This is a genomic window from Parabacteroides sp. AF14-59 (assembly GCF_003479515.1).
GTDB classification, from domain to species: domain Bacteria; phylum Bacteroidota; class Bacteroidia; order Bacteroidales; family Tannerellaceae; genus Parabacteroides; species Parabacteroides faecis.
On sequence record NZ_QUHH01000040.1, the window covers coordinates 278 to 18,429 of the forward strand.

The following is an 18,152-nucleotide window of genomic DNA, read 5'->3' on the forward strand; positions in this document are numbered from 1 at the left end:
ACCAACGGATTAGTAAATGCTCTCTCTCTTTGGACTTTAGTCCCATTTAAGCAGTCTCTCTATTGAAGAGAAATGTGGCTGAAGCCAAAAAAGAGAGAAAACTTGTAAACCGTCAGTTAAAACTGACGGCAAATAGACCTGTAATGGCTAAGTCACTTTGATAAGGGGGATAGCTCGAAATTGATAATAATTGAAATAAATGAATTCTACCAGCAGGTTAATACATTATTATATCTTTTGCAGCTGATCTGCTCTATATCATTCAAAAGACTTTGTCTAATTGCTTTTTTTGTACTTTGCTTGTTAACTTTATGTATCTGAATTGTTTATGATGGAATTTTGATGTTGACAATAGTCTGTATAGAGATAAAAAACTATTTCCGCAAAGAAGGGGAAAGATATGTTAACAAAGGGTGTATTAATGGTATCTTGGAGTATGAAAAACAAGAGAATGAAACGTTAATTCCTATGACGAAAATAATCGGTCGTTTTTTTTAGTCACTACAAAGCTAGTCAATATCTTTAATAAACAAAGGCTTTTTTGAAAAAAATATCATTGAATTTCAGATTTTTACTTGTTGATTTTTCGTGTTAGTTAAAAAAATGGATTTGATGAAAACCATGACTAAAAAAAACGACCGTTTTAGCTAGTCATTCTTTTAACAGAATAATATTGATATATTAACAATCTGCTCTTTAGGAGTAACCTACATGGTCGATTTAAGAAAAACACAACAACCAATATTCCTTGCACTTGACGATTTAATCGCAATACAAAGAAACTTTCCGCCGCGGCACTACGACGAAAAACAATCGATTGGGGAAATTTCACCGACCAGATACGAAACGACAAAAACGATAAGAAAACAATCTCCGACCGTGTACGGAGAAATAAAAATCACACTTTTATTCGTTCTTACGCACATTAATACTATCGCTAAGAATGTATTGTACTTCAAATGGCATATGAAACATGTTGAGAAATATTTTTTGCCATTCCGTACATGGTCGGTAGATGTTTTCCTGTTGTTTTCGTCGTTACGTAGTACTACGGAAAAACAAAACGATCCATTTTTATTAAACTTAAACAGAATACCATTATGGCAAAGATTCAAACTTTCCCAAAATCGCGGTTAAGAAACGGTGAATTATTAGATGCTACAAAAGCAATCATCCAAAAAATGAATAGTCTTGACGGTGTCATTACTCCTGTCAAGGCTTGTTACGATGTTTTCTCAGATAACGTCGAGAAATATGAATATAGTATTGTAAAACGTTCTAAAAACGAATTTGTCCTTGAGGTGAATCAGGCAAAAAACGAAAACCTTAATAACCGAGGTACAATTTTCAAAATTGTCGATGGATACAAGAAATCGCGGATTATGGAAAAAAGACTGGCGGCGATTTCTTTGGTAGCCGCTATCAGCGGATTCAGGAAAGTCCGTAACCTGTCATTGGAAAACTTGATACAGGATACATTCTTATTTATCAAATTGCTGGAATCAGATCTTTACAAAGATAAAATAACAACCCTCGGACTCACCGAACAGGTAGCTTCCCTTAAAACGATCAATAACGAATGTATAGAATTGATCAATAAAAAACTGTCTGTCTATGTCAGCCGTAAACGCCCGGTGAATACAGAAAATGCACGTATATGGGTAAACAAGTCGTACGACGAACTGGTGGACGAACTGAACGCCTACACTCGCTACAACGGTAACGACAAGTACTTTGAATTATTCACCTGGTGGAACGCCATGATCGACGAATATCGCTCCAAGATTTCCGACCGTTATGGTAGCAAGGCTGGCGGTAAGTTGGATAACGGTGTCAGCAACACGCCCTTCCCGGATAGTGGCAGCGGCGGCGACCGTCCTGAAATTGAATAATAACCCGCAAAAACAGTGGGTATAATAACAAATAACAACTACTCTATGGATGACGAATTTTTACAACCCAGGATAGACCTTGAGTATAATATGCTTACAAAGCTTATGGGGGTCAGTATCAGCAAGCATTTGCTGGACGAACATTTAACGCTTCTCTGGGCAAACGATGCTTATTATGAACTGATCGAATATGAAAAAGAAGAATACGAGGCTCTTTTTCATAATCGACCGGATTTATATATGGCCTCCTGTCCTGAATCTGCACAAATGATAAATAATAAAATATATGAAGCTCTCGAAAATCAGCAGAACGGTTATGAGATAGTAGTCCTGATGCCTGTGAAAAGCGGTTTGAAATGGGTTAAGTTGGCGACTACATTTACCGACCAGCTGGTAGATGGGAGAAGTATCGCTTATACTGTTATGACCAATGTCGATGAAAGCATGCAGGAACAACTCGTCAAAAAGATTACCTATAAGCATTTTCCCGGCTTTGTCACGAAACAAAAGATCTGCCGGGACGGAAATTTCATCCTGTTGGAAGCCAATAAGAAATTTATAGAATTTACAGGTATCGATGAGAAGTCGTTTATCAGCGGCTTACAGTTTTTTTATCTGGATGAGGAAAACGAGCTCTTGTTCAATAAATACCTTCCTGTCATGCAGAAAGGCGATCCGATCCATTTAACTTTCCACACGAACGACAAGGATGGTAACGATACCTATATGCAGTTGAACGGTACGTGCATCAAATGGGAAAATGATGAACCGATCTATCTCTTTGTCTATATTGACATTACTGAACAATATGAATTACAGAAGCAACTGAAAAAGCAATCTGTCGAATTGCAGAGGGCTTTGCAATTAGCTGAAAAGGCAAATAATGCGAAATCTGATTTTCTTGCCAGTATGAGCCACGATATCCGTACGCCTATGAATGCGATCATAGGCATGAGTTTTCTCGCCAAGGCGAATATCGGCAATGATAAGAAGGTACTCGATTGCATAAATAAAATCGAAAGCTCGTCGAACCTGCTTCTGGGGTTAATCAACGAAGTACTGGACATGTCGAAGATCGAAAGCGGTAAGCTGCTTTTATCGAAAGACGAGATCAACATAGGTGTCTTGCTGGAAGAACTGGTCTTGATGATGCAACCCGAAATAAAAAAGAAAAAGCATACTTTACATATTCATATCACGAAAATGCAACATGAAAATGTTGTAGGAGACGCACAACGTATCAAACAGGTTTTTATGAATCTGTTGTCCAATGCCATTAAATATACGCCCGAAAAGGGTCAGATCAATGTCACGATAGAAGAAAAAGGCATTCAAAACAATACCGGAATGTATAAGTTTGTATTTGAAGATAACGGACGGGGCATGAAACCTGAATTTCTTGAAAAAATATTCCTCCCTTTTGAACGCGCCAAAGATAAAGAAATATCAACGATCCAGGGAACCGGACTCGGTATGTCGATCAGTTATAAAATAATCGAAATGATGGGCGGTACGATCCGTGTGGAAAGCGAATACAGCAAGGGGTCGTGCTTCACGGTCATACTCCCGATGATATACAGGGAACAGGCTCCCGTTGAAGATATAGACACCAACGGACGTCCGATCCTGGTGGTAGACAACGATGAGCTTTCCTGCCTGAGCGTCTGCTATCATTTGACGGAACTGGGTATCGCCAATAAATATGTCATTTCAGGGTATGAAGCTTTGAGGGAGGTACAAAAATACAAGAAGGAAGATAAATATTATTTTGCCGTCATACTTGATTTGAAAATGCCGGGTATAGATGGATTAAGAACTGCCGACGGAATAAGGATGATCGTGGGCGAGGATATACCGATCATTATCTTATCGGCTTACGACATCGAAGAATATGAGGAAGAAGCCCGGAAAGCGAAAGTCGATGCTTGCATGACCAAGCCGGTGTACCGATCGAAACTGGTCAATACCCTGAAATCTTTTGTGAAAACGGAAGAAAAAGAGGTGAAGAAAGAGGTTCGGCCTAGTTTTTTCAACGACGATTATTCCGGCAAGCGCATCCTGGTGGTCGAAGACAACGAACTGAACCGTGAGATAGCCATCAGTATCCTAAGCATGAGCGGAGTTAGCGTAGAGGCTGCCGTTGACGGGCAGGACGCGATAAATATTGTGTCATGTTCGGAGGAAGGCTATTATGATTTGATCCTGATGGATGTTCAAATGCCTGTGCTGAACGGGTATGATGCGACGCGAAGGATCAGGATGCTCCCACGTTTGGATGTGGTGCAAATACCTATTATTGCGATGACGGCAAATGCTTTTACAGAAGATATAAAGCTTGCGCTTCAGTCGGGGATGAACGCGCATCTGGCTAAACCGATCGACATTAAGGCATTGTCCGGTGTTTTAAATAAATATTTACGTCAATAGATCGGTATCGGGGGTGTACCGTCAGTCCGTTTTGTCATGTCGGACGCGGTGCACCCTTTTGCGTTTTCTGCAAACCTTGTTTCGTGGCGGGTTTGGAGGTTATTGAAGAAACTGATCCGTTAGTTGTAAATATTGCTCATTATCAGTACTTTTAAGTATAAATATATTAAGATGGCGCCTTATTTATTAATGTATGCCAACGAATGAAAATCGTATTGTTAAGTTTCTTATATTTGTATCATATTTAACGCTGATTAATAGCGGATAATCGTTTTAATTACACAAAAAAATAATGATATGAATACACTCCAATTCCAACAAAAATTAGTAGGCTTGCAAGAGAACATGCTGAACTTTGCACTTATGCTTACTGCCGACCGGGACGATGCCCAGGATTTGTTGCAGGATACAACACTGAAAGTGTTGAATAATCAGGAAAAGTTCGTTGATAACGTCAACTTCAAGGGGTGGGTTTTAACTGTAATGCGCAATATTTTCATCAATAACTACCACAAAGTTGTACGTACGCAGACAATCGTTGATTCGAGTGCCGACCTGTATAATTTGAATGTAACAAGCGATTCAGGTTTCGACTCTCCCGATTCTTCCTACCAGATACAGGAAATATCCAAGGCGATCGAGCAACTGAACGATGATTTAAGAGTCCCGTTCTCTATGTTCGTCACGGGTTACAAATACCACGAAATAGCTGAAAAACTGGATCTCCCGTTAGGCACTATCAAGAGCCGTATCTTTTTTGCCCGCCAGGAGTTACAGAAGGTTCTGAAAGATTTCAGATTTATGTAAACGACTGTCTCTTCCATGACAATAAAGCCGTCGCAGGCTTCCGTAACAGGAAACGCAGACGGCACAAAGTACGCAGGGTCTTACAGATTTATTCTTTTAATGAGTAATATGGTCTGGATTTCCCTGCGTATTTTGTGTTGTCTGCGTTCTTTTTGGCAGGCTTTCGCGGCTGTCTTATTTTTTTATATTTATATATATTATTGTAACATCTGGTACAGCTTGTCCAGCTTCGGAGCCATGATGATTTCCGTACGGCGGTTCTTGCTGCGTCCCTCGGCCGATTCGTTGTCGGCTACCGGCATATATTCGCCGCGTCCGCTGGGCTGGATCTGCAACGGGTTCACGCCATAGTCTTTGGTCAGGATGCGGACTACCGATGTGGCACGTATCACGCTCAAATCCCAGTTATCCTTGAACTGTGCCGTATTGATCGGCTTGCTGTCGGTGTGCCCTTCGATATAGACGTCTATATCCGACTGTTTGTTGAGGACTTCCGCCAGCTTTGCCAACGCTTCTTTTCCTCGTTTGTCCACGCGCGCGCTGCCCGATTCGAATAACAGCTTGTCGGACATGGCGACGTACACCTTGCCGTCTTTTTCAGTCACCGTCAGTTCGTCGCTGCTGAAGCCCAGCAGGGCATCCTTCACGCTGTTCAGCAGGTTACGGACTTTCTCGTTCTGGGCGTTGATCATGTCCTGCAGTTCGTTGATCGTCCGTTCACGTTCGTTCAGCTCTTCCATCTTCTGGCTGAGGAGGCTGTTCAGTTTCTCCTGTTGCGTCATGTTCGAACTGAGCATCGTCTGGTAATTGCGGATATTGCTGCCCATGCGTGTCGTGTCGCGCTGGAGGGCGGCGAGGCGCTCGTTCAGTTTGTCGCCGGTATCCCGGCAATCTACCAGTTGTTCCTGTAGCGCGTTGCCACGGCCGATGGCTTCGAGACGCCCGTTTTCAGCTTCCAGGTATTTCTTTTTCGTTACACATGAAGTGCACATCAGCAGTGCGGAGACTGCTATGAATAAAACTTTTCTCATTTCTTCTATAATTTTCGTGCAATGTAATATTTATTACATTTTACTTGTATCCGAATTAAGATATTTGTAATCAATTAAACTTTAATTAAGGCTGTATGAAGATAAAAGAGATCATAAACACGATTCTGCCTACCCGGCGCAGCAAGTTATTTGCGCTTGTGGCGAGTGGGGCGATCTGTGGTCTGGGCTTTTATACATTTTATGTATCGAGGGCCTGGAGTTACTTGTCGGATGAGCCGTCGACCTGTGTGAACTGCCATATCATGGGGCCTTATTATGCCACCTGGAAACATAGTTCGCACAGCAGGAACGCCACCTGCAACGACTGCCATGTGCCACACGAAAACGCCGCGAAGAAATGGTTCTTCAAAGGAATGGACGGCATGCGTCATGCCGCTGTATTTATGATGCGCGGGGAGCCGCAGGTGATCCAGGCTATCGACGAGAGTGCCGAAGTCATAATGAACAACTGTATCCGCTGCCATACGCAACTGAATACGGAATTTGTCAATACGGGCCGGATCGACCACGAAATGGCTATGGCAGGAGAGGGGAAGGCCTGCTGGGACTGCCATCGCGAAGTGCCTCACGGAGGATCGAACAGCCTTTCGTCGACACCGTCGGCCATCGTTCCTTACCCGAAAACCAATACGCCTGATTGGCTGAAAGAGATGCTTAAGTAAAACGAATAAAATAAAAATCAACGAATATGGAAAAGAAACTTAAATCATGGCAGGGCTGGTTGTTGTTTATCGGAACAATGGCCGTCGTTTTTGTACTGGGTGTACTGGCCGCTTCTATCAACGAGAGACGGGCTGAAATTGCCAGCGTTATGAATAACAAGAAGGTCGAAATCAAAGGGATTGAGGCAGTAAACGAAAAATTTGCCCCGAACTATCCGCGCGAATATGAAACATGGACGCAGACTGCCGATACCAGCTTCCGGAGCCAGTTCAACGGCAACCAGATGGTCGATGTACTCGAAGCGCGTCCCGAAATGGTGATTCTTTGGGCAGGATATGCTTTCTCGAAAGATTATTCAACTCCGCGCGGTCACATGCATGCGATCGAGGATATGCGCCATACCTTGCGTGTCGGTTCCCCGATGACACCGGACGAAGGCCCGCAACCGGCAACTTGCTGGACTTGTAAGAGTCCGGATGTCCCGCGTATGATGCAGGCTATCGGTGTCGATAATTTCTATAAAGGAAAATGGGCTTCTATGGGCACGGAGATCGTGAACCCCATCGGTTGTGCCGATTGCCATGAGCCGGAGAATATGAATCTTCATATCAGCCGTCCGGCTTTGATAGAAGCCTTCCAGCGCCAGGGACGCGACATCAATAAAGCGACCCAACAGGAGATGCGCTCGTTGGTTTGTGCACAATGCCATGTGGAATACTATTTCAAAGGGGACGGCAAATATCTGACTTTCCCTTGGGATAAAGGTTTTACGGTTGAGGATATGGAAGCTTACTACGATGAGGAAGGTTTTGCAGATTATACGCATAAATTAAGCCGCACACCGATACTGAAAGCGCAGCATCCGGACTATGAACTCTCCATGATGGGTATCCACGCACAGCGAGGTGTTTCGTGTGCCGACTGCCACATGCCTTACAAGAGCGAAGGCGGCGTGAAATATAGCGACCATCATATTATGAGTCCGCTGGCTATGATCGACCGTACCTGCCAGGTTTGCCACCGCGAAAGCGAAGAAACGCTCCGCAACAACGTTTATGAACGCCAGAACAAGGCGAACGAAATGCGTAACCGCCTCGAAACGGAACTGGCAAAGGCTCATATAGAAGCTAAATTTGCCTGGGATAAGGGCGCTACGGAAGATCAGATGGCTCCGGTATTGAAACTGCTTCGTCAGGCACAATGGCGCTGGGACTTCGGTGTTGCTTCCCACGGCGGTGCTTTTCATGCTCCGCAGGAGATACAGCGTATTTTGGGCAATGGCCTGGATAAGACTATGCAGGCTCGCCTGGCGGTATCGAAGGTGTTGTCGAAATTAGGCTACACGGACGATGTGCCGATGCCGGATATCTCTACAAAAGATAAAGCACAACAATATATCGGCCTGGATATGGCTGCCGAACGTCAGGCTAAGGAAAAGTTCATGAACACGGTCGTTCCGGAATGGATCAAAGAGGCGAAGGCAAACAAACGTCTGGCTGATAAGATTTAAAGATATGTGGAGACAACCCTGGGGATATAAGGAAGGATGGGCGATCTGTATCGGACTGTTCATTACCGGAGCGGTTCTGCAACTGACGGCCGGAAAGGTTGATCCGACGCTTTTCCGGTATCCCCTGAACGCTATAACGGGAGGTTTGTTCCTGTTTTTCTTGATAATGGTATATGTCGCGAGCCGTAAAACTGCTGCATTGCAGTGGTTTTACAGCCTCACGGCGAGTATTACGTCTTTAACTGCATGGATGGTTTTGGTTATCATCATGGGACTGACCCGGCAGGTGGCTCCCTCCGTAACGGTTACGCACGGAGGACTACTGTCTGGGTTGGGTTTCATGCAGATGACGCTCTCGTGGCCTTTTATGTTGCTGTTCCTTTACTTTCTTTCGGTATTAGGATTAGTGATTATTCGTAAAGTAGCTCATTTCAGAAAAAAAGATATCCCTTTTATCCTGAATCATGCAGGATTGTTCATCACTCTGCTGGCGGCTATCCTGGGAAACGGCGATTTGCAGCGCATGCGCATGACGGTTCCTTTGGAGCAACCCGAATGGCGGGCGACGAATGAGATCGGGGAAATGAAAGAACTGCCTCTGGCGATCGAATTGAAATCGTTTACGATCGATGAATATCCTCCGAAACTGCTGGCTATCGACAACACGACCGGAAATGCGTTACCGGAAAATAATCCTGAAAACATGTTGGTGGAAGAGACACCTTTATCAGGTTCTTTATTGGATTGGGAGGTGGAAGTGATCCGCTCGCTTCCGATGGCTGCCTGTGTTCATGGGAAAGATACGGTAAACTTTGTCGAGTTTCATTCCGAAGGTGCCACTTCTGCTGTCTTTGTCAGGGTACGCAATAAGAAAGATGGTGCGGAGAAGAGCGGTTGGGTGAGTTGCGGCAATTTCATGTTCCCGTACGTCTCCTTGCAGCTAAACGACGAGATCAGCCTGGTGATGCCGGGTCGGGAGCCGAAACGCTTTGCTTCTGAAGTTTCCGTCTATACGCAGGACAAGAAGCAGGCCGATGCGCTTATCGAAGTCAACAAGCCTTTCAGCATAGCCGGATGGAAGATTTACCAGTTGAGCTATGACGAGACGAAGGGGAAGTGGAGCACTGTCAGCGTCTTTGAATTGGTTCGCGATCCGTGGCTTCCGGTGGTATACGCTGGCATCCTGATGCTGTTGCTCGGCTCTGTATGCCTGTTCATTCAGGCTCCGGGAAATAAGGAGGAGGAAGCGGCCGTTAACGACACAAAAACTGAATAATATGGATTGGAGTCATTTTATATATTTCGCTTTGCCGTCCGTTATCTGCTGGACGATAGGTGCGGCGATGGCCTACCGGACGGATAAGCCGGGGCTGGTCATTGGGTGGACGGTTGCCGGACTGGCGATATTCATGGCTTTCATTATAGGCATGTGGATGTCGTTGGAACGTCCGCCGCTCCGAACGATGGGCGAGACACGCTTGTGGTACTCGTTCTTCCTGCCGGTTACGGGGATCATTACTTATATCCGCTGGCGGTATAAATGGATATTGTCGTTCAGTACGGTGCTGTCTTTTGTCTTTATCTGCATCAATCTGTTCAAGCCAGAGATACATAATAAAACGCTGATGCCTGCCCTGCAGAGTCCGTGGTTTGCACCGCATGTAATAGTATATATGTTTGCTTACGCGATGCTGGGAGCGGCGGCGATCGTAGCTGTCTATCTGTTGATCCGCTCGCGGAAGAGGACGATAGACCGGAAGGTGATGAGCCTTTGCGACAACCTGGTCTATGTAGGGACTGCCTTTCTGACGATCGGCATGTTGTTCGGTGCACTTTGGGCGAAAGAGGCCTGGGGGCATTACTGGAGCTGGGACCCGAAAGAGACCTGGGCGGCTGCGACCTGGCTGGGCAACCTGCTGTATATTCATTTCAGGCTTCACAGGTACAAACAATATAAGGTTGCTCTCGGATTATTGGTGTTCGCTTTTGTCCTGCTACAGGTTTGCTGGTTCGGCGTGAATTACCTGCCTTCAGCGCAGGGAAACAGCGTGCACGTATATAACATGGAATAACAAGCAAATAGAAATATCAACTTTAAATAGAAACGATATGAAGAAACGGGTGATTGTTTTTTCCGGGCTTCTGTTACTAGGCTCGGTGTGGATGAAAGCAGATGAAAATGAAACATCCAGAGATAAGGAGAATACCTTCTCTATGAGTGCGCAGATACGCCCCAGGGCGGAATACCGCAACGGTGTATTAAATCCCCGTAGTGAAGGGCAGGGACCGGCGGGCTTTATCAACAACCGTGCCCGTCTTTCTATGAATTATGAGCGACAGAATCTCTCGCTGGGCCTTTCCGCACAGCATGTCGGTGTCTGGGGACAGGACCCGCAGATAGATAAGAACGGTCGCTTCATACTGAACGAAGCATGGGCACAACTGGACTTCGGTTACGGCCTGTTTGCCAAACTCGGACGCCAATCCCTGATCTACGATGATGAACGTATCCTCGGCGGGCTTGATTGGAACATTGCCGGTCGTTACCACGACGCTCTCAAACTCGGTTACGAAAACAAAAAGAATAAACTCCATCTGATCCTTGCCTTTAATCAAAATAAAGAAACGGAAATCGATGGCACCTTCTACGCCGACGGTGCGCAGCCTTACAAAAACATGCAGACGCTATGGTACCAGCACGTCGCCAGCAAAGAGTTTAAAGCTTCGTTCTTATTTATGAATCTCGGACTGGAAGCCGGTGAGCAGAAAGAACAAAAGTCCGACACGAAGTTCATGCAGACGATGGGTGCGAATCTGTACTATCAGCCGGGCGACTGGACTTTCGGCGGTACTTTCTATTACCAGTCAGGAAAGAATAAGAACAAGCGTGACGTTTCCGCTTTTCTATGGGCGTTGAATGCCGCCTATAAATTCAATTCGCAGTGGAGCATGGGGATCGGTAGCGACTACTTGAGCGGTGCAGGCACAGCGGACGGTCCTGATGCCAAATACAAGGCTTTCGATCCGTTATACGGAACGCATCATAAGTTCTACGGTGCTATGGATTATTATTATGCCACGCCGTTTAAGGACAAGTTAAATCCGGGCTTGTGGGACAACCAGATAAAGGTCGCTTACAATGCTTCGTCAAAGGTAAACCTCGCCCTGACATACCATTACTTCTCGATCACCAGCGATCTCACCGTAAACGGCAAGGACCTCGATCGCGGCCTGGGTTCCGAACTCGATCTTCAGGTCGACTGGCAGATCATGAAAGACGTGAAGCTCTCCGCAGGCTATTCCACCATGTTCGGAACATCGACGATGGAAGCTGTCAAAGGTGGCAGCAAAGATAGCTGGCAGGATTGGGGATGGTTGTCAATCAATATTAATCCAAGAATATTTACTGCCAAGTGGTAGTTTGTAGTATCGGAAATGTTCTTATCTTTGTATGGAACATTTCCGATACTAAATCAATGCCGAATGAATATAACCGATATCTTTAAAATACCACTGTTCCGGAATTTTACGCAGAAGATGCAGGACGAGTTTCTGGAGAATATAGAATATACTATTGAAGAGCATTCGAAAGGAAAAACCATTATCCACCAGGGTTCCCCCTGTCATGCCATACATGTATTGCTGGAAGGTAAGCTGAACGTAGATGTAGTCGACGTCTCAGGAGGCGAAGTACGGGTAGAGGTCATCAAGGCACCCCGCACGTTTGCCACTCCGCATGTGTTTGCTGAAAAGAATCAGTTCCCTGCCACTTTCTCTGTCGAAGAAGATGTCGTTCTGATGAAGATACCCAAAGAATCATTCTTTAAGGTCATGCATACGACTCCCCTTTTACTCCATAATTTCCTTTGCGTTAGTACGAGTTGCAACAAATGCACGATGACCCGCCTGCGTGTTTTGTCTTTTCGTGGCATCCGTAGCCGTTACATCTATTATTTGCTCGACCATCTGAAGGAAGGTGAAGATATCGTAGAGATGGAACATAACCAGGTGCAGCTCGCCGAATACTTCGGAGTCACGCGCCCCGCCCTTTCCAAGGAAATCGGCAAGCTCGTAGACAGCAGCTTCATCAGCCTGGGCAGAGGAAAGGTGAAGATCCTGAACAGGCAAGCCCTGATAAACCTGTTATAGCCTTGAATATATTCTTTTGCATCCCCTTGTGGAAAAAAATAATCATTGTACATTTGCGACGGTTATCAGAAACCGGACAACATGGGAAAAGTACTGATTATTGACGACGAAAAACAAATTTTAGGTTTATTATCACGGATCATCGGACTGGAAGGATACGATGTTCTCCAGGCAGCCACCTGCAAAGCAAGCCTGAAGCAACTGGAGCAGCATACACCCGAAGTTATCCTGTGCGACGTCTGCTTGCCCGACGGCAGCGGTGTGGAACTTGTCAGCGAACTAAAGAAACTGCGTCCCTTCTCCGAAGTTATTTTACTGACGGCGCACGGTAATATCCCTGACGGTGTACAAGCGATCAAGAATGGTGCTTTCGACTACATTACCAAAGGCGATGATAACAATAAAATACTCCCCTTGATCGCAAAGGCGATGGAAAAAGCCTCTGCCGCCTATCAGCAGAGCAAGCTATCCACTTCGCCGGTTGGCAGACAATACTCATTCGATACCATTGTAGGCAAATCACCTGCCATTCAGGAAGCGATTGCCCTGGCCCGCAAGGTTGCTCAGACCGATGTGCCTGTCCTCCTGACCGGCGAAACCGGGACGGGCAAGGAAGTCTTCGCCCAATCCATCCATCAACACAGTACCCGGAGCGGAAAAGCCTTTGTTGCGATCAATTGTTCTTCTTTCAGCCGCGATCTGTTGGAGAGCGAGATGTTCGGACACAAAGCCGGAGCCTTTACAGGCGCATTGAAAGAGACGAAAGGTCTTTTTGAAGAGGCCGACAACGGTACGATCTTCCTCGATGAGATCGGAGAAATGGCCTTCGACCTGCAAGCCAAGCTGCTCCGTATCCTTGAAACCGGCGAGTTCATCAAGATCGGCGATACCCGCCCCGTCAAGGTGAATGTCCGCGTCATAGCGGCTACAAACCGTGACCTGTCGAAAGAGATTGCCGAAGGACATTTCCGGGAGGATTTATTCTACCGCCTGTCCGTCTTCCAGATCCATCTGCCGGCATTACGGGAGAGGGTGGAGGATATTCCGCTGCATGTGAAGGCTTTTGTCTCCACCTTGTCTGCCAAGATGGGAAAAGACATCAAGGCGATCTCTCCGGATTATATTGATTTATTGAAAAAAAATCCCTGGAAAGGGAATGTGCGTGAGCTTCGCAATGTGGTAGAACGCAGCCTGATCATAGCCGATGACGATACGCTGACCCCAGATTCATTGCCGTTAAATATACAGCGTACAGATGCAGTAGAAACAGATGCTTATGCCGGATTTGACCTAAGCGGCGTTGAGAAAATGCATATTCAGAAGGTACTTAAATATACGAAAGGAAATAAAACAGAGACTTCGCGCCTACTGGGGATCGGCTTGACTACGCTTTACAGGAAGATTGAAGAATATGGGTTGTGATTGGCTCTGACACACTCCCTTGCCCCTTCCTAAGAGCAAAGGGAGGCATTTCGTCACTATAAGAAAAGGGAATATGAAGGACATTCGCTTATCGTAAATAGGCTTCTACTTTCTGATAGAATGTTGCCAGATGCGCGCCATCTACAAAACCATGATGCACATTGATCGCAACAGGCATCACCAGTTTTCCTTCCCTCACGACAGCCTTTCCGACGTTCAGCAACGGGTAACTGCTTCCGCTCGGTCGCTCCTGCGTGTGCGTCATCGATGTAAAATACAGGTCTGGCGTTGCGCTCACCAGGATAACACTATACCGCTGGTCTTCGGTGGAGTCATTTTCGGTTCCGTACGGGTTTCCGTCTTCCGGAATAGAATCGATTATATGACGCGCTTCCCGATAGAAGGCCACAAAGTCCTCTTTCCACGGAATCCTCACCGTATAGAACTTCCCATTTGCTTGCATCCGGATAGGACACAACACATCGACTGTCTCAAAACATAGGATCTGCCCCTCATTATCCACTCTGAACCGCAACTCTTCTATCTCATTTGCCGCCCGCAGGATCGCGTATAAATAATGCAAGAAAAAGGACTCCCCATTCTGTTTCGCTTTCTCTTTTGCCCCCGAGCATTCAACCTCTGACGTGATAGTTATACACGGATTCAGGAAATTTCTGAAGAAGTTAAAGTTATCTTTACGTTTCCACGATTCAAAATCTACCATTCGCTTTTTAGGAAAAGTCGTTTGCTTGTCCATTCGATACTAAGTTTAATTGATTGCCTGCAAAGATAGCGATTTAATATGAACGGAATGAGTTTCTAAATTGGATAGGTTTATATTTTGAATAAATTCAGAGATATTACAGTCTCTTTTGTATCATCGAAAATATTCATTCACTTTTGCTGCAACTGATTGACGATATTATCGATCTGTCAAAGATCGATCTGGGTTCTATACTCATTGTTCGTCCGGTCGGAGATAAATTAAAACATGCTTGATAGGATTTTGATAATGGAGATACTTATTGTAAAATAATATTTATTAAATAAATGCTTTTTGTGGAAAATAATACTGTTAAATGTGTGTTGCTTATAGTGTTTGTAGAACTTGAAAAATAGTCAATAAAAGTGTTAAATATGAATGACTAAAATAAACGAACGTTTTATCTAGTCATTTTTTAATACCTCTTCACATATTGTATTTTTGTTGCCTAACTTTTTTGAAGTTGTGGAAATTCAATGCTTCTGTATTTTTTTTCTTTGAAATTGTTTTTTTAATTAAGATAAAATCATACATTTGCAAATGAATGAAAAAAACGTTCGTTTTTTCTAGTCATTTAATCATTAACTATTAAATACAATAAACAAACAAACTCCCTTATCGGGTCATAACTAATATTAGAATAGTATGGAACAACAGCAATACGATCATCCTCCGGTTATTCATTTATCATTTGATAATCAATAAATATAAAGAATTTCTGTTTTTTATATCATATCAGTTGGTTTGGATTAGTATTGAATAAAGATCCGGTTTGTCGAAAGAGAAATCCTGCTGAAAAGTTTTTCTGAAAATTGTTCGGCTTTGGCAATTTAATACAAAGAGTCACTCAAAGACGATTTTTGAGGACTTTGAAGGAAAATACGGCTTTTTTAGTAATTGTATTAATTTGCTTGTAATCGACAGGATTATTCGACCGGCCTGAGATAGAATAAAAATAAAACGAAGATAAACCGTATTATCCGATTGTATAGATAATTGAATATATGAATGATAGCACTAAAGTTCAGTCGGAGATAGGGATATATATTAGTTTTAGGGTTTAGAGCTTTTTTGCCTGCTTTGCGGGTAAATTAGTTATAAGTAGGACGAAACCGTGAGGTTTTATGGAAATTCCCTGTCGTGATGACACGGAACATTAATACTAGACTAGGTGTATCAGATGGTTTGCGAGTCAGAAAATATGCTATACGCACTTAACATATTATTTTCTACTCATCATCCTTAAGCAAACTTATCTGGTACACCATTTTTTTGTAAAGAGTTTTTTTTACTTCCCCGATGCTGTTTTCATCTTTCCGTTTTAATATGTTTTTCCGTTTTGGTAGGCTGACCCTTTCAAAATGGTAGGGTTGTATTCTCGTTTCCTAATCTTTGTTTTTAGGATAAGTGTTTATGTATCAAATCCTCATGTGTGTGTCTTCCTTTTCTGGCACGCCTTTGGTATATAGTAGGGCGAAACGATTAGTATTAACGATTAAATAACAAAGGTATGTTAGAAAATGAGATTGTATCATTGATTTTTGTATGCGGAGTAGGGAGTCTCTGCTATTGGTTCTTTTTCAAGTGTGTAGATTGGTTCGAAAAGATTTAAAGAAAGGAGAGAAGATATGTTTATCGCATTGTTTATACTCTGTCTCGTGATCTTCGGGTATCTGATGTATGTATTGGTGAAACCCGAAAAGTTTTAAACAAATAATGAGGATGAAAAGATGAATACGGAATTAGTAGGTAGTATCACGCAAATAGTATTGATGATCGTCCTGGCGTATCCGCTGGGAATGTACATCGCAAAAGTATATAAAGGAGAGAAGACCTGGCTGGACTTCATGGCTCCGGTGGAACGTTTTATTTTCAGGCTGTGCGGCATCGACCCGAATGTGGAGATGAGTTGGAAAAGTTTCCTGAAAGCACTTCTGACAATCAATCTCTTCTGGTTTTTCTGGGGAGTCCTGCTCTTATATTTCCAGCAGTATCTGCCGCTGAACCCCGACGGCAATGCAGGGCAGTCGTCGCATCTGTCGTTTAACACCTGCATCAGCTTCATGGTGAACTGTAACTTGCAGCATTACAGCGGTGAGAGCGGATTGACCTATTTTACACAGTTGTTCGTGATTATGCTGTTCCAGTTTATTACAGCGGCAACCGGTATGGCTGCGCTGGCGGGTGTCTTCAAGGCGATGGCATCGAAAACGACACAGACGATCGGTAACTTCTGGAATCTGTTGATGAAAAGCTGTACCCGTATCCTGTTACCGCTTGCCCTGATCGTTGGCTGTATCCTGATCGTGGAAGGTACGCCGATGGGATTTGACGGAAAGATGAAGTTGACGACACTGGAAGGTACCGAACAAATGGTTTCGCAGGGTCCGGCTGCCGCTATCATCCCGATCAAACAGTTGGGGACGAACGGAGGCGGTTACTTCGGAGTCAATTCATCGCATCCCCTGGAAAATCCGACATACCTGACCAATATGGTCGAATGCTGGGCAATCCTTGTCTTGCCGATGGCGATGGTCTTTGCATTGGGATTCTACCTGAAACGGAAGAAACTGGCTTATTCGATCTTCGGAGTGATGTTGTTTGCCTATCTGGCGAGCGTTGCGATCAATACGCACTATGAAACGAAGGGAAACCCGATGATCTCGGAGATGGGAATCGACCAGCGTGCGGGAGCGATGGAAGGAAAAGAGACGCGGCTCGGAGCGGCAGCCACTGCACTGTGGAGTTGTACGACGACGGTGACCTCCAACGGGTCGGTGAACGGTATGCACGACAGCACGATGCCTCTGTCGGGAATGATGGAGATGCTGAACATGCAGATCAATACCTGGTTCGGCGGCGTGGGCGTAGGATTCATGAATTATTACGCATTCCTGATCATTGCCGTCTTTATCAGCGGTTTAATGGTAGGGCGTACGCCGGAATTCCTGGGTAAAAAAGTAGAGGCGCGCGAAATGAAGATAGCAACGATCGTGGCGCTGGCACATCCGTTCGTGATATTAATCGGTACGGCGGTGGCTTGCTACTATTGGGTATATAACCCGGCTTTTGTGGAGGCGGAAGGTGGTTGGCTGAACAATCCGGGGTTCCACGGTTTCAGTGAGATGCTTTACGAATATACGTCGTCTTCAGCGAATAACGGTTCCGGTTTTGAAGGGCTGGGCGATAATACTTACTTCTGGAACTTTACGACCGGTCTGGCTCTGATCATCAGCCGTTATCTTCCGATCGTGGGGCAGGTTGCCATTGCAGGATTGCTGGCTCAGAAGAAATATATACCGGAAAGTGCAGGGACATTAAAGACGGATACGGCGACATTTGCCGTGATGACATTCAGTGTGATCTTTATCGTAGCCGCTTTGTCTTTCTTCCCTGCACTGACGCTGGGACCGATTGCGGAGTATTTCTCGATTTACAGATAACAATTGATAGGTGTAATATTCATA

The 18,152-nt window shown here is 44.7% G+C and carries 14 protein-coding genes; 12 read left to right on the top strand and 2 right to left on the bottom strand.

Annotated features, from left to right (window positions below):
- Window positions 1-1,100: 1,100 nt before the first annotated feature.
- The 3 genes from DWW23_RS25515 to DWW23_RS25525 all read left to right on the top strand — a co-directional run bounded on the left by DWW23_RS25515 (window position 1,101) and on the right by DWW23_RS25525 (window position 5,126).
- The gene (locus tag DWW23_RS25515; protein WP_122357283.1) at window positions 1,101-1,892 is read left to right on the top strand and encodes a DUF6261 family protein; all 792 of its coding nucleotides are present in this window, start codon (window positions 1,101-1,103) and stop codon (window positions 1,890-1,892) included.
- A gap of 45 nt (window positions 1,893-1,937) precedes the next feature.
- Complete coding sequence (locus tag DWW23_RS25520; protein WP_122357284.1) at window positions 1,938-4,319, top strand: response regulator; 2,382 nt, start codon at window positions 1,938-1,940, stop codon at window positions 4,317-4,319.
- Window positions 4,320-4,616: 297 nt separating this feature from the next.
- Entirely contained in the window at window positions 4,617-5,126 is a 510-nt protein-coding gene (locus DWW23_RS25525) for an RNA polymerase sigma factor (protein WP_122357285.1), read from the top strand.
- Window positions 5,127-5,323: 197 nt separating this feature from the next.
- On the opposite strand, the gene DWW23_RS25530 is transcribed toward DWW23_RS25525, so the two are convergent.
- Window positions 5,324-6,157: an OmpA family protein gene (locus tag DWW23_RS25530; RefSeq protein WP_122357286.1), complete on the bottom strand. Its 834-nt coding sequence runs from the start codon at window positions 6,155-6,157 to the stop codon at window positions 5,324-5,326.
- Window positions 6,158-6,252: 95 nt separating this feature from the next.
- Between DWW23_RS25530 and nrfH the strand changes: the two genes are divergently transcribed.
- The 7 genes from nrfH (at window position 6,253) to DWW23_RS25565 (ending at window position 13,922) form a co-directional block, all read left to right on the top strand.
- The gene (gene nrfH / locus DWW23_RS25535) at window positions 6,253-6,840 is read left to right on the top strand and encodes a cytochrome c nitrite reductase small subunit (RefSeq protein ID WP_122357287.1); all 588 of its coding nucleotides are present in this window, start codon (window positions 6,253-6,255) and stop codon (window positions 6,838-6,840) included.
- 26 nt (window positions 6,841-6,866) lie between these two features.
- Window positions 6,867-8,351, top strand: a complete 1,485-nt coding sequence (gene nrfA / locus DWW23_RS25540) for an ammonia-forming cytochrome c nitrite reductase (protein WP_122357288.1) — start codon at window positions 6,867-6,869, stop codon at window positions 8,349-8,351.
- 4 nt (window positions 8,352-8,355) lie between these two features.
- Complete coding sequence (locus DWW23_RS25545) at window positions 8,356-9,627, top strand: cytochrome c biogenesis protein ResB (protein WP_122357289.1); 1,272 nt, start codon at window positions 8,356-8,358, stop codon at window positions 9,625-9,627.
- Between the two features lies 1 nt (window position 9,628).
- Window positions 9,629-10,423, top strand: a complete 795-nt coding sequence (ccsA, locus tag DWW23_RS25550; protein ID WP_122357290.1) for a cytochrome c biogenesis protein CcsA — start codon at window positions 9,629-9,631, stop codon at window positions 10,421-10,423.
- Window positions 10,424-10,460: 37 nt separating this feature from the next.
- Complete coding sequence (locus tag DWW23_RS25555; RefSeq protein ID WP_122357291.1) at window positions 10,461-11,771, top strand: alginate export family protein; 1,311 nt, start codon at window positions 10,461-10,463, stop codon at window positions 11,769-11,771.
- 63 nt (window positions 11,772-11,834) lie between these two features.
- Window positions 11,835-12,500: a Crp/Fnr family transcriptional regulator gene (locus DWW23_RS25560; RefSeq protein WP_122357292.1), complete on the top strand. Its 666-nt coding sequence runs from the start codon at window positions 11,835-11,837 to the stop codon at window positions 12,498-12,500.
- Window positions 12,501-12,581: 81 nt separating this feature from the next.
- Window positions 12,582-13,922: a sigma-54 dependent transcriptional regulator gene (locus DWW23_RS25565; protein WP_122357308.1), complete on the top strand. Its 1,341-nt coding sequence runs from the start codon at window positions 12,582-12,584 to the stop codon at window positions 13,920-13,922.
- Between the two features lie 88 nt (window positions 13,923-14,010).
- On the opposite strand, the gene DWW23_RS25570 is transcribed toward DWW23_RS25565, so the two are convergent.
- Complete coding sequence (locus DWW23_RS25570; RefSeq protein WP_122357293.1) at window positions 14,011-14,679, bottom strand: CatA-like O-acetyltransferase; 669 nt, start codon at window positions 14,677-14,679, stop codon at window positions 14,011-14,013.
- A gap of 1,634 nt (window positions 14,680-16,313) precedes the next feature.
- Here DWW23_RS25570 and DWW23_RS27080 point away from each other — a divergent pair.
- Together DWW23_RS27080 and kdpA are read left to right on the top strand one after the other, a co-directional pair.
- Window positions 16,314-16,394 (top strand): potassium-transporting ATPase subunit F, encoded by an 81-nt coding sequence (locus DWW23_RS27080; RefSeq protein WP_122357294.1) that lies wholly within the window; start codon window positions 16,314-16,316, stop codon window positions 16,392-16,394.
- Window positions 16,395-16,415: 21 nt separating this feature from the next.
- Window positions 16,416-18,128, top strand: a complete 1,713-nt coding sequence (gene kdpA, locus DWW23_RS25580) for a potassium-transporting ATPase subunit KdpA (protein ID WP_122357295.1) — start codon at window positions 16,416-16,418, stop codon at window positions 18,126-18,128.
- Window positions 18,129-18,152 lie beyond the last annotated feature (24 nt).